This is a genomic window from Pseudomonas sp. B21-040 (assembly GCF_024748695.1).
Classification (GTDB): Bacteria; Pseudomonadota; Gammaproteobacteria; order Pseudomonadales; family Pseudomonadaceae; genus Aquipseudomonas.
The window spans coordinates 1141039-1154453 of record NZ_CP087176.1 but is presented as its reverse complement, the minus strand read 5'-3'; the positions used below and the strand labels follow the sequence as shown (position 1 = coordinate 1154453).

The following is a 13415-nucleotide window of genomic DNA, read 5'->3' as shown; positions in this document are numbered from 1 at the left end:
AATGACCAGCGTGGTTATCCCTCAAACCCCGGCCGGCGGCTCGCCGTTGCGCAGGTTTTCCAACCTGCTGTATCGCCGGCCGAATTTTTACCTGTCATTGCTGCTGGTGCCGCCACTGCTGTGGTTCGGCGCGATCTATCTCGGCTCGTTGCTGGTGCTGCTGTGGCAAGGCTTCTACACCTTCGATGACTTCACCATGGCGGTCACACCCGACCTGACCCTGGCGAACTTCGCAGCGCTGTTTCAGCCGTCGAACTTCGACATCATCCTGCGCACCTTGAGCATGGCTGTCGTCGTGTCGATTGCCAGCGCCATCGTCGCGTTCCCGATTGCCTACTACATGGCGCGCTACACCACCGGCAAGACCAAGGCGTTTTTCTACATCGCGGTGATGATGCCGATGTGGGCCAGTTACATCGTCAAGGCGTATGCCTGGACCTTGCTGCTGGCCAAGGGCGGCGTCGCGCAGTGGTTCGTTCAACACATGGGGCTGGAGCCGGTGTTGCAGTTTGTGCTGGGCATTCCGGCCGTGGGCGGCAGCACCTTGTCGACCTCGCACCTGGGGCGCTTCATGGTGTTCGTCTACATCTGGTTGCCGTTCATGATTCTGCCGATCCAGGCATCGCTGGAACGTCTGCCGCCGTCCTTGCTGCAAGCCTCGGCCGACCTTGGCGCCAAGCCACGCCAGACCTTCATGCAAGTGATTCTGCCGCTCTCGATTCCCGGCATCGCCGCCGGTTCGATCTTCACATTCTCGCTGACCCTGGGCGACTTCATCGTGCCGCAACTGGTCGGCCCGCCGGGCTACTTCGTCGGCAGCATGGTGTACGCCCAGCAAGGCGCGATCGGCAACATGCCGATGGCCGCGGCCTTCACGCTGGTGCCAATTGTGCTGATCGCCATTTACCTGTCCATCGTCAAACGACTGGGGGCCTTCGATGCACTCTGACAAAGCCTCTTGGGGCCTGAAAATCGCAGCCTGGGGCGGATTGGTGTTTTTGCACTTCCCGATCCTGATCATCTTCATGTACGCCTTCAATACCGAAGACGCGGCTTTCAGCTTTCCGCCCAAGGGTTTCACCCTGAAGTGGATCGGCGTGGCGTTCTCGCGCCCCGACGTGCTGGAAGCGATCAAGTTGTCGTTGCAGATCGCTTCGATCGCCACGCTGATCGCCATGGTCCTCGGCACGCTGGCTTCAGCGGCGTTGTACCGGCGCGACTTCTTTGGCAAGCAAGGCATTTCGCTGATGCTGATCCTGCCGATTGCGTTGCCGGGGATCATCACCGGGATCGCCTTGCTGGCGACCTTCAAGACCTTGGGGATCGAGCCGGGGATGTTCACCATCATCGTCGGCCACGCGACCTTCTGCGTGGTGATCGTCTACAACAACGTCATCGCCCGTTTGCGCCGTACTTCACACAGCCTGATCGAAGCGTCCATGGACCTCGGCGCCGATGGCTGGCAGACCTTCCGCTACATCGTCCTGCCGAACCTCGGCTCGGCGTTGCTGGCCGGCGGCATGCTCGCCTTTGCCTTGTCGTTCGACGAAATTATCGTCACCACCTTCACCGCCGGCCATGAACGCACCTTGCCGCTGTGGCTGCTCAACCAGCTCAGCCGCCCACGGGACGTGCCGGTGACCAACGTCGTCGCGATGCTGGTGATGATCGTGACCATGCTGCCGATCCTCGGCGCCTATTACCTGACCCGGGGCGGTGAGAGCGTCGCGGGCAGCGGCGGGAAATAACCGAATAACCACTGAAGGAACCGAATCTCTGTAGGAGTGAGCCTGCTCGCGATGACTGACTGTCTTTCAACAGTGATGTCGACTGTAAGACCGCTATCGCCGGCAAGCCGGTCTCACTCCTACATTTAGAGCCGGTTCAGACAGAAAAATAAAAGCGTCAATGAGGACAATGCCATGCAAACCAAACTCTTGATCAACGGCCAACTAATCGACGGCGAAGGCCCCGCCCAACCCGTGTTCAACCCGGCCCTGGGTCGTGTGCTGATCGAAATCAACGAAGCCAGCGAAGCCCAGGTCGATGCCGCCGTGCGTGCGGCGGATGCCGCGTTCGACAGCTGGTCGCAAACCCCGCCCAAAGAACGCTCGCTGCTGCTGCTCAAACTCGCCGACGCCATCGAAGCCCATGGCGAAGAACTGGCCAAACTGGAATCGGACAACTGCGGCAAACCGTACAGCGCCGCGTTGAATGACGAGATCCCGGCGATTGCCGACGTGTTCCGCTTCTTCGCCGGCGCCAGCCGTTGCATGAGCGGTTCGGCGGGCGGTGAATACCTGCCGGGCCATACCTCGATGATCCGCCGCGATCCGGTGGGCGTGATCGCCTCCATCGCGCCGTGGAACTACCCGCTGATGATGGTCGCCTGGAAAATCGCCCCGGCCCTGGCCGCCGGTAATACCGTGGTGCTCAAGCCGTCGGAACAAACCCCGCTGACCGCCCTGCGCCTGGCCGAACTGGCGTCGGAAATTTTCCCGGCCGGCGTGCTCAACCTGGTGTTTGGCCGTGGTCCTACCGTGGGCAGCCCGTTGGTGACGCACCCGAAAGTGCGCATGGTGTCGCTGACCGGTTCGATCGCCACCGGCTCGAACATCATTTCCAGCACCGCCGATACGGTTAAACGCATGCACATGGAACTGGGCGGCAAAGCCCCGGTGATCATCTTTGACGACGCCGACATCGACGCCGCCGTGGAAGGCATCCGCACCTTTGGTTTCTACAACGCCGGTCAGGACTGCACGGCGGCATGCCGCATCTATGCGCAGGCAGGCATCTACGAAAAATTCGTCGAGAAGCTCGGCGAGGCGGTCAGCAGCATCAAGTACGGCTTGCAGGATGATCCGTCGACCGAACTGGGGCCGTTGATCACCACCCAACATCGCGACCGCGTGGCCGGGTTTGTCGAGCGCGCCATTGCACAACCGCACATCCGTTTGATCACCGGCGGCAAGTCGGTGGACGGCAATGGCTTCTTCTTCGAGCCGACCGTACTGGCCGACGCCCAGCAGGATGACGAAATTGTTCGCCGCGAAGTGTTCGGGCCTGTGGTGTCGGTCACAAAGTTCAGCGATGAAGCCCAAGTGCTGGGCTGGGCCAATGATTCGGACTACGGCCTGGCGTCGTCGGTCTGGACGGCGGATGTCGGTCGCGCGCATCGCATGTCTGCCCGCTTGCAGTACGGCTGCACCTGGGTGAATACGCACTTCATGCTGGTCAGCGAAATGCCTCACGGCGGTCAGAAACTGTCCGGTTATGGCAAAGACATGTCGATGTACGGGCTGGAGGACTACACCGTCGTCCGGCATGTGATGTTCAAGCATTAAAAACATCGCGAGCAAGCTTTGCTCCTACAGGTTCACTGCAATACCTGTAGGAGCCGGGCTTGTCGGATCGCCGCACCGCCGCGATGGCGTCACCGCAAACTCAAGGAAGAAACCGGCACCCGCACCACCAGGCACCAAACCAAAGAAGTCAAAACAATAACCACCGATCCGGGCAGTGCCGTCATGGCCCCGCCACGGTTTCGGACATCCGAAATCTGCCGATTTTCCGGAGCTAACACCATGGATACAACACCCGAACTTGCTGTCCCCGTCGCTGACAGCGACGCCGAGCAGTTACGCAAACTGGGTTACACGTCGAACTTCAATCGCAGCATGAGCCTGTGGGAAAACTTCGCCCTGGGCTTCACGTACCTCTCGCCCGTCGTAGGGGTTTATACCCTCTTCGGCCTGTGCCTCGCCGCTGGTGGACCACCGATGTTCTGGGCCTATTTGCTGGTCGGATGCGGCCAGTTGCTGGTGTGCCTGATCTTCGGTGAAGTGGTTTCGCAATTCCCGATTTCCGGTGGCGTCTACCCGTGGGCCCGTCGTTTAGTGGGCAAGCGCTGGGCGTGGATGGTCGGCTGGATCTACTCCATCGCCCTGTGCGTGACCATCGCCGCGGTTGCCGTGGGTGCCGGTCCGTACCTGGCGGCCATGATGGGTTTTGAACCGAGCAACAACACCAACATCATCATCGCGCTGTTGCTGACGCTGTTTGCCACGTTGGTCAACCTCAGCGGCACCAAGGTGCTGGCGCGCATCGCCATGTTCGGCTTCCTGTGTGAATTGGTGGGCGCGGTGATCGTCGGCGTTTACCTGCTGGTCTTCGAACGTCATCAACCGCTCAGCGTGTTGTTCAACACCTTCGACATCAGTGTTGACGGCTCGTACCTGCCAGCCTTCCTGACCGCTTCGCTGGCGGGGATGTTCCTGTACTACGGCTTCGAGGCCTGCGGCGATGTGGCCGAAGAAACCCCGAACCCGAGCAAGAAAATCCCGGTGGCCATGCGCATGACCATCTACATCGGCGGCATCGCGGCAATGTTTGCTTGCCTGGCACTGATCCTCGCCGTGCCGGACATGCAAGCCGTGATCAACGGCACCGACAAGGACCCGGTCACCACAATCCTCAACAACGCCTTCGGCCCGGTCGGCTCAAAAGTGGTGATGGGCGTGGTGATGATTTCCTTCATCTCCTGCGTCATCAGCCTGCAAGCGGCGGCGAGTCGTCTGCTGTATTCCTACGCTCGGGATGAAATGGTCATCGGTAGCTCACTGCTGAAGAAGATTTCTCCTACGACCCAGGTTCCGGTTGCAGCGCTATTCGTGTCCGGCGTCCTGCCGGCGCTGATCATCGTGCTGGGCTTCTTCCTGCAGGACGCGGTAGCAACCATCGTCAGCTTCGCGGCCATCGGCATCTACCTGGCGTTCCAGATGATCGTGCTCGGGGCTCTCTATGCCCGTATGAAAGGCTGGAAACCAAGCGGAAAATTCACCCTCGGTGCGTGGGGCTGGATCGTGAACATCGGCGCGCTGGCGTATGGCATTGGCGCAATCATCAACATGGCCTGGCCGCGTACGCCGGATGCGGCGTGGTACATCAACTACGCCATGGTGCTGAGCACGGCCATCGTGATTGGCCTGGGGTTGTTGTACATGTGGATTGCCAAGCCGTATGACCACGGGACTGCGCCTGCGGGGGATGCGTGGAAGGTTAGTCGGTAAAGGTACTTTCTCAGCCCGCAGCGATGCGGGCTGGGTTGGTGGTGTTAAATCGGTTGAGGTTTGGAGAGACTTTCAAACTCGTCCATCAATAGATGGATTTCGGTACTCGGGTTGGCTTCGCCGCTAATGGCGACATCCTCGATAATCTTTGGCGCTAAAGCTCTTGCCCTTTGAAATGGCTCCCCCAAGAGTTTGGCGAAATAGTTGATGTCTTCGCCCTTCGCATACTTATCCATGTTGGGCTTTTCTCTGAGGCTCTTGGCTACCAAGTCGCCTGGAGAGCACTTCCCGACCGCACGAAAAGGCTTTCGATTGAACCCGAAATGCAGAAGAAGCCAAAACTCAAAACAGGGGTATGAAGCGATAACTTTGATTTTCGGATGCGGCCTTGCCAGATCAATGGCTCGCTCAAAACACAAATGCGTATCGCGATCCAAGGCACAAAACACCTTATCGAATCCTTTCTGACGGGCGATGGCTGTTTTTACAATGCCACTTGGGTGTGTGATGCCGCAGTGGGCAATGTCCACTTGAGCATTGGCGCGAAAATGAAATGCGGCCTCTTCCAGGTATCGTTTTCCTGACTTGCTGTCTTCACAGAGAATCAGCACTTTGGGTTGAGGCTTGAACCGGGATGCCTTTCGATCAAACAGCCGTATAGGGCGTGCCATGATCAGCCCCGCCTTATCAACGGTAATCCGCGATAACGGCCTTCAAAGTAGCGCTTCTCGACGTCCTCTCCTTCTCGTCCTTCAAAATCGTGAACCGAATAAAGACAGGTTGCACCGTTGGCATCGCGCTCGGTGATCCAGAACTGATCGCGCCGAAGTGTTTTGGCGTTCATTAGATGAGTGTCATGGGTGGTAAAGATCAGTTGAGTATCCAGCCCACTGTCCAAGTGTTTCTCAATCAGGTCATCAACGATTGAAGGGTGAAGGCTGCTGTCCAACTCATCGACAGAAAGAATCCCGCTCCCATCGGCGTGATTGATCATGAACCAGGGCAGCCAGAATCCGATCAGGTTTTTTGTACCCCCCGACTCCTCTGAAAAATCGAATTCGGCTTTTCCAAGAAGGCTCGTATGCGTCAGGGTAACTTTGTCTTTTTGGGCGGCCGCAAAGAACTCTTTCAGCGTGAGTTTTTTTGCAGGTTGAACAGATTCCGCGTCTTCGGTGTTGAGGTGGATAGCTGACACAGGGATATCCACATCCTTTAGAAAATCTCGCAAATTGCCGGTGTGATCCGAAGCAATCTTCAGAAATCTGATGGACGCGGCTGACAGCCCCATGAAGTTGTTCTGCTCGATCACGAGTAGACCGGTTTGAAACCAGCCAAACGGACCCCGCAACTGGGTCAGCTCTTCGCTACTGTTCGCTATCGCCTGCGAAATAAACAATGTTTTGGGGCTCGTCAGACGCCGCCACGCATTGTGGACTTCTTTACCACCCTCAAGGTGTGCTCCAAAAATATACTGCTCACCCTCCTCCGCAAAACGACGCTGATACAGCAGCACTTCCTTGCCTTTGGGGTATGAAACCAGTTGTTCCTCGATAATCCGCAGAGCAGTCAGGCGCAGAACAAACCGATATCGGAGCCCGCGTTGAATGAAGTTGTACTCAAAACAACTGGGTTCATGTTGGAGTTTCGGGTCAAAACGAAAGGGCGAAACCGGTAGCGGTTCATCATTTGAGGACGGTAATGCTGTGAGCAACTGTCCGATGATTCCCATCGCCCGAATGAGCGAAGATTTACCAGACGCATTCGGCCCGTAGATCGCCGCCACCTTCAACAAATCCGGCAGTTTTTCTCCATTTACCGGCGGCGCGAACAGGTTGCGCTTTTTGCTCAAGCGCGGCGTCGCAGCCATGGACAGGGTTTGTTTGTCACGGAAGGAGCGATAGTTGGAAACAGAGAATTCGATCAACATGTAGCAAACCTGCAGTTCGTTCCTGAAAACGAAAAAACTATAGGAAAAACCTGGGCTGGGATGCTGCATCAGTGCATTTCAAGCAAAAACAGGAAATTCCTACAGCCCGAGCCTTCAAGTTAAAAGCCCCATTCCTACGGCATGCGTCGCCAGAGTAGACTTGGCGCCGCGAGCGCCTGAGAGATAGGCTTTACCTCGTCGCTGCCAAATCAGCGACCCGGGGTCGAAGCCGGAACACTATCAACATGGCGCATCCGCGCCCCCATATGAACTGGGGCAATTTTTTGCCTATCAGTTTCGCTTTATGGTGGGCCGTGTGGCGCGGGCCTCTTGGCTTCATGTTGATCGAGAATGTCCCGACTTCGAACGCCGCACGGTCCGCCACCCAAATCTGTCGAAGGATCAGTGGCGGCTCCTTTTCAACATGGAGTCGAAAATGCTTGAGCACACGCTAAATCCGTCCAAAATCCATCCTCATTTCACCCCAACCGTCTTCACCCGCCACAACCGCTTTCTTCACACCTTCATGCACGCCAACCAGGCTTGGTTCTGCGTCCAGGACCTCGGTCGCCTGATGGGCCGCCCTCTGGATCAACGCCTCACCCTGAAGCTCGATCCCGATCAGCGCCAACAGGTCTTGTAGCTGAGGAACGGCAAAACCATTGAATCGTTGATGGTCAGCGAATCTGGGATGTACGCCCTGCTGGTTCACCATTTCGTCCCGGAAAACCGAAACTTGCGCCAATGGCTGAGCAACGAGGTCATACCTACCCTGCGTGAGTCGAAAGCTGCTGTGGATAACATTCCAAGCCTGAGTTCATTGCAATGGGCAGGCATCTCAGTGCCGCTGCTGCATTGACAACATCAAGCCTGGATCAAATGGCGGGACATGCCTGACCTGATGCAAGTACAACGACCCTTCAAGATCATGGGCACTTGCAGTTGAAGACAGGGTAAAAGATGAAAAAGGGGCGGACTTCACAGTCCGCCCCTTGGCTTTCCAACAAGACTTAATCTCAAACCTTCAAAACCGCGAAACACTCCGCATCGCATCCACCAGATACCGCATCGCAATCCGGTCGCTCTCCGACAGCTCGCGATACCGTTGCAACAACTTCAGCTCATCCGGGCTGAGCCGACGCCTTCGCCGGCCACTCGCCAGGCACGGAAGGATTCCTAACATATCGGTGAGTCCTTGTACTTTCGTCATGGACGATGTCCTTCTATAGGTCTGTGGAAACTTCAAAAACCGCATCGCCCTTTCCTCTTCATCAGTCGCCGGCCTGAAGGGCAGAAACCGGTCATGACCACAGAATAGAAACTATCTGCGCGCTGAAAAGCGATTTTTAGAGTAATTAGTCAAAAAAAGCAGAAATGCCCTATAAATCAGAAAGTACTGTCGGAAAACTTCACCGACATTTCTTGTTTCATTGCTGCACTGACAAAGTGTTACCCATCAATTCTTGTCTGCAATCGAACGGTTTAAGCTATTTGGCATCTGTTTAAAGTCCGTTGCGTTTGGCCGAAGGCATGTCCGAACCGATATTTTTGATCCAGCACGTGCCAGGAACGGCGCGGGATTGTTCACGACAGGTTGTACTTATGCATCGCAGGAACTTGCTCAAAGCGTCCATGGCCATCGCGGCTTACACCGGTTTGTCTGCCACCGGCCTGTTGGCCGCCCGCGCCTGGGCGGGCAATGGCACAGCGGATGGCGAGGCCCAGGCCTTCGATTTCGAAGCACTGAAAATTCAGGCCAAGCAACTTGCCGGCAACCGCTATCAGGACACCAAGCAGGTGCTGCCGCCAACGCTGGCGACCATGACGCCGCAGAATTTCAACGCCATCCGCTACGACGCGAACCATTCGCTGTGGAAAGACCTGAACGGTCAGCTGGACGTGCAGTTTTTCCACGTCGGCATGGGGTTCAAGCAGCCGGTTCGCATGTACAGCGTCGATCCCAAGACGCGTCAGGCGCGCGAGGTGCATTTCCGCCCTTCCCTGTTCAACTATGAAAAAACCACGGTCGACACCAAACAACTGACGGGCGATTTGGGGTTTTCCGGGTTCAAGCTGTTCAAGGCCCCGGAGCTGGACAGGCACGATGTGCTGTCCTTCCTTGGCGCGAGTTATTTCCGAGCGGTGGATAGCACCGGGCAATACGGGCTGTCGGCACGCGGCCTGGCAATCGATACCTACGCAAAGAAGCGCGAGGAATTTCCGGACTTCACCAAGTTCTGGTTCGAGACTCCGGACAAGGACAGCACCCGTTTTGTGGTCTATGCCCTGCTGGATTCGCCGAGCGCCACCGGCGCTTACCGTTTTGACATCGATTGCCAGGCCAATCAGGTGGTCATGGCGGTCGATGCCCACGTCAACGCGCGTACTGCCATCGAGCAACTGGGGATCGCGCCCATGACCAGCATGTTCAGCTGTGGCACCCATGAACGGCGCATGTGCGACACCATTCACCCGCAGATTCACGACTCGGACCGTCTGGCGATGTGGCGCGGTAACGGCGAGTGGATCTGCCGCCCACTGAACAACCCGGCGAAACTGCAATTCAACGCCTTCGCCGACACCGATCCCAAAGGCTTCGGCCTGGTGCAGACGGACCATGAATTCGCCAGCTATCAGGACACGGTCGACTGGTACAGCAAGCGTCCGAGCCTGTGGGTAGAACCTACGACCGCGTGGGGCGAAGGCTCTATCGATCTGCTGGAAATTCCTACGACCGGTGAGACACTGGATAACATCGTCGCGTTCTGGACCCCGAAAAAACCGGTCGCGGCCGGTGACTCCCTGAACTATGGCTACAAGCTGTACTGGAGCGCGCTGCCACCGGTCGGCACGCCATTGGCTCGGGTCAACGCCACCCGCTCGGGCATGGGCGGCTTCACCGAGGGCTGGGCGCCGGGCGAGCACTACCCCGAAGTCTGGGCGCGGCGTTTTGCCGTGGACTTCACCGGCGGCGGCCTCGATCGCTTGCCCGAAGGTGCCGGGATCGAGCCGGTGGTGACGTGCTCGAACGGGCAGGTGAAGGATTTCAACGTGCTGGTGCTCGATGACATCAAGGGTTACCGCATCACCTTCGACTGGTTCCCGACCAATGACAGCGTCGAGCCGGTGGAGCTGCGGTTGTTCATTCGAACCAATGACCGGACGTTGAGTGAAACCTGGTTGTATCAGTATTTCCCGCCGGCGCCGGATAAGCGTAAGTACACCTGACAGTTAATGGTTGTCTGGGCTCGCGATGAGGGCCTGACAGACAACAAACCTCAGTGCACAGAAACGCAAAAGCCCCAGTCAACTCGACCGGGGCTTTTTGGTTTTACAGCGTCAATCAGTCACGCAAATCCGACTCATGAATCGGCTGCTCCCGATGGGTCGCGCGTTGGTATTGCGCCGGCCAGATGGCCTTGCGTCCACCCAGGTCATCATCGGCATGCAGCGGCCAATACGGGTCGCGCAACAACTCACGGGCCAGGAAGATGATGTCCGCCTGACAGGTGCGCAAAATGTGCTCGGCCTGCGCCGGCTCGGTAATCATTCCAACCGTGCCAGTGGCAATGCCCGACTCCTTGCGCACACGCTCAGCGAAGCGGGTTTGATAACCGGGCCCTGTCGGAATTTCGGCATTGGCTGCCGTACCGCCCGAGGAAACGTCAATCAGGTCCACGCCCAACGCCTTGAGGCGTCGCGCCAGCTCTACCGTTTCATCCGGGTTCCAGCCGTCTTCCACCCAATCGGTAGCCGACACCCGCACGAACAGCGGCAGCTCTTCAGGCCATACCGCACGCACCGCTTCAGTGACTTGCAGCACCAGCCGAATCCGGTTCTCGAACGAACCGCCAAATTGATCGCGTCGCTGATTGCTCAGGGGCGAAAGAAATTGATGCAACAGGTAACCGTGGGCGGCGTGTATTTCGACCACTTTGAAACCAGCGGTCAGTGCGCGCCGGGCCGAGTCAACAAAAGCCTGGACGACCTCGGCGATCTCGCTTTCATCGAGCTGCCGTGGGTGGGTGTGCTGCGGGTCAAATGCAATCGTCGAAGGCCCCACCGGCACCCAGCCACCGTCTTCGGGCTTGACGCTGCCATGTTTGCCGAGCCACGGCCGATGGGTGCTGGCCTTGCGCCCGGCGTGCGCCAACTGGATACCGGCCACAGATCCCTGGGCGGCGATAAAGCGCGTGATGCGTTGCAGGGGTTCGATCTGTTCGTCGTTCCACAGGCCGAGGTCCTGGTCGGTGATGCGCCCGTCGGCGGTGACCGCCGTGGCTTCGGTAAACACCAGGCCGGCACCGCCGACAGCGCGACTGCCGAGGTGGACGAGGTGCCAGTCATTGGCCAGCCCATCGACGCTGGAGTACTGGCACATCGGAGAGACCGCAATACGGTTGAGCAGGGTCAATTGACGCAGGGTATAGGGTTCAAGCAGCAGACTCATGGGTCACCTCTCGTATCAGTGGGCAGGCTCCAGGGTTCTGTTTGAAAAGTCGACGAGTGACATGAAAAAGGCGCAGCACCCGCCCCCGCGGGCAAAAAATTCGACAAGACGTCACAAGGATAATCAAGCAGTGATTAGAGCCTAGTCGACATCGGGGGATGAGGGAGGGTTCAGATGAATTGGGGGTCAGAAAGTTTGCTATCGCGGGCAAGCCCGCGATGGAGTCAACGCGGTTCGATGTGGACAATCATCAGCTGAACGGTTTCGTTGCCACGGAACTCGTTGAGGTCGAGCTTGTAGGCCAATTCCACCCACTTGATGGTCGGGTTCGGCCAAATATCGCGGTCGACGCCGAAGGCGATACCGTCGAGTTTGACCGAACCGCATTCGCTTTTCAGTACCACTTTGAGGTGACGTTCGCCGACCACGCGCTGCTCGACCAATTGGAACACGCCATGGAACAATGGCTCCGGGAAGTGCTGCCCCCAAGGACCGGCATGTCGCAGGGCACGCGCCAGCTCGAGGTGGAACTCTTCGACCGCCAGCGTGCCGTCCGACAGCAGGCGCCCGGTCAGGTCTTCTTCACGCAATTGTCGCCGCACTTCGGCGTCAAAGGCCTCGGCGAACAGCGGAAAATTCGCTTCCGGCAGCGTCAGGCCAGCCGCCATGGCATGACCGCCGTATTTGCTGATCAGGTTCGGATGCTGCGCTGCCACCACGCTCAACGCGTCGCGAATGTGGAAGCCCTGAACCGAACGCCCCGAGCCCTTGAGCAAACCATCGCCCGCATCGGCAAAGGCGATCGTCGGACGGAAATAGCGCTCTTTCATACGCGAAGCAAGGATCCCGATGACCCCTTGGTGCCATTCGGGGTCGAACAGGCATAAGCCGAACGGCATCGACTCGACCGGCAAATCCTTCAGTTGCGCCAGCGCTTCACGCTGCATGCCCTGCTCGATGGATTTGCGGTCCTGGTTCATGCCATCCAGCTGGACGGCCATTTCCCGCGCCATTCCCGCGTCTTCGGTGAGCAGGCATTCGATACCCAGGCTCATGTCGTCCAGCCGCCCTGCCGCGTTCAGGCGCGGGCCGACAATGAAGCCCAAATCCGTGGAGGTGATGCGTGCAGGTTCGCGCTTGGCCACTTCCAGGATGGCCTTGATTCCCGGCCGGGCACGTCCGGCGCGAATTCGCTCCAGGCCCTGGTGCACCAAAATCCGGTTGTTGGCATCCAGCGGCACCACGTCGGCAACGCTGCCCAGCGCCACCAGGTCGAGCAGTTCACCGATGTTTGGCTGCGGGCGGCTCTCGTACCACCCGAGGCTGCGCAGACGGGCGCGAAGGGCCATCAGCACATAAAAAATCACCCCGACGCCGGCCAGCGCCTTGCTCGGAAACTCGCACCCTGGCTGGTTCGGGTTGACGATGGCATCGGCCAGCGGCAGTTCATCGCCCGGTAAGTGGTGATCGGTAACCAGCACGTTCAGGCCATGCTGCTTCGCCGCCGCGACACCTTCGACGCTGGAGATCCCGTTGTCCACGGTAATCAGCAGCTGTGGCGAACGGGTCAACGCCACTTCGACGATTTCCGGTGTCAGGCCGTAGCCATACTCAAAACGGTTCGGCACCAGGTAGTCGACATGAGCGGCGCCCAGCAGGCGCAACCCCAACACGCCCACGGTACTGGCCGTCGCGCCATCGGCGTCGAAGTCGCCGACGATCAGAATCCGCTGCCGCTGCTCCAGCGCCGTCACCAGCAAATCCACGGCGGCATCGATGCCTTTGAGCTGTTGGAACGGAATCAGCCGCGCCAGGCTCTTGTCCAGTTCAGCCTCGGTGAGCACGCCCCGCGCCGCGTACAGGCGGGTCAGCAGCGGTGGCAGATCACCGAGAAATGGCAGAGTGGCAGGCAGTTGGCGAGGATCGATACGCATGGGGTGACGGAGGCTTCTCTTGAATACGTGGG

Annotated in this window: 10 protein-coding genes and 1 pseudogene; 6 read left to right on the top strand and 5 right to left on the bottom strand. The window is 58.4% G+C overall.

Annotated elements, in window-relative coordinates; genetic code table 11:
• The first annotated feature begins 1 nt into the window (after position 1).
• From LOY55_RS05135 to LOY55_RS05120, 4 genes are all read left to right on the top strand, one after another.
• Positions 2–949 (top strand): ABC transporter permease, encoded by a 948-nt coding sequence (locus LOY55_RS05135; protein WP_077430812.1) that lies wholly within the window; start codon positions 2–4, stop codon positions 947–949.
• Positions 939–1748 (top strand): ABC transporter permease, encoded by an 810-nt coding sequence (locus tag LOY55_RS05130; protein WP_046029074.1) that lies wholly within the window; start codon positions 939–941, stop codon positions 1746–1748. The genes LOY55_RS05135 and LOY55_RS05130 overlap by 11 nt, the downstream gene beginning before the upstream one ends.
• A 174-nt stretch (positions 1749–1922) precedes the next feature.
• Positions 1923–3347, top strand: coding sequence for a gamma-aminobutyraldehyde dehydrogenase (locus tag LOY55_RS05125; protein WP_223523812.1), 1425 nt, complete (start codon positions 1923–1925; stop codon positions 3345–3347).
• Positions 3348–3587: 240 nt separating this feature from the next.
• Positions 3588–5072 carry an APC family permease gene (locus LOY55_RS05120; RefSeq protein ID WP_046029071.1) on the top strand — a complete coding sequence of 495 codons (1485 nt, stop codon included), beginning with the start codon at positions 3588–3590 and terminating at the stop codon, positions 5070–5072.
• A 44-nt stretch (positions 5073–5116) separates the two neighbouring features.
• Here the strand turns inward: LOY55_RS05120 and LOY55_RS05115 are convergent, their stop codons facing one another.
• Positions 5117–5743, bottom strand: coding sequence for an RloB family protein (locus LOY55_RS05115; RefSeq protein WP_223523809.1), 627 nt, complete (start codon positions 5741–5743; stop codon positions 5117–5119).
• Positions 5744–5745: 2 nt separating this feature from the next.
• Positions 5746–6999: an ATP/GTP-binding protein gene (locus LOY55_RS05110; protein WP_046029628.1), complete on the bottom strand. Its 1254-nt coding sequence runs from the start codon at positions 6997–6999 to the stop codon at positions 5746–5748.
• A gap of 436 nt (positions 7000–7435) precedes the next feature.
• Here LOY55_RS05110 and LOY55_RS05105 point away from each other — a divergent pair.
• A pseudogene (locus LOY55_RS05105) lies at positions 7436–7945 on the top strand (Bro-N domain-containing protein).
• Positions 7946–8023: 78 nt separating this feature from the next.
• Here the strand turns inward: LOY55_RS05105 and LOY55_RS05100 are convergent.
• Entirely contained in the window at positions 8024–8209 is a 186-nt protein-coding gene (locus LOY55_RS05100; RefSeq protein ID WP_046029626.1) for a hypothetical protein, read from the bottom strand.
• 392 nt (positions 8210–8601) lie between these two features.
• Between LOY55_RS05100 and LOY55_RS05095 the strand changes: the two genes are divergently transcribed.
• Complete coding sequence (locus tag LOY55_RS05095; protein ID WP_077430816.1) at positions 8602–10227, top strand: glucan biosynthesis protein D; 1626 nt, start codon at positions 8602–8604, stop codon at positions 10225–10227.
• Between the two features lie 115 nt (positions 10228–10342).
• On the opposite strand, the gene LOY55_RS05090 is transcribed toward LOY55_RS05095, so the two are convergent.
• Together LOY55_RS05090 and recJ are read right to left on the bottom strand one after the other, a co-directional pair.
• Positions 10343–11449 (bottom strand): NADH:flavin oxidoreductase/NADH oxidase, encoded by a 1107-nt coding sequence (locus tag LOY55_RS05090; RefSeq protein ID WP_046029058.1) that lies wholly within the window; start codon positions 11447–11449, stop codon positions 10343–10345.
• Positions 11450–11673: 224 nt separating this feature from the next.
• Positions 11674–13383 carry a single-stranded-DNA-specific exonuclease RecJ gene (gene recJ, locus LOY55_RS05085; RefSeq protein WP_046029056.1) on the bottom strand — a complete coding sequence of 570 codons (1710 nt, stop codon included), beginning with the start codon at positions 13381–13383 and terminating at the stop codon, positions 11674–11676.
• Positions 13384–13415: the final 32 nt, after the last annotated feature.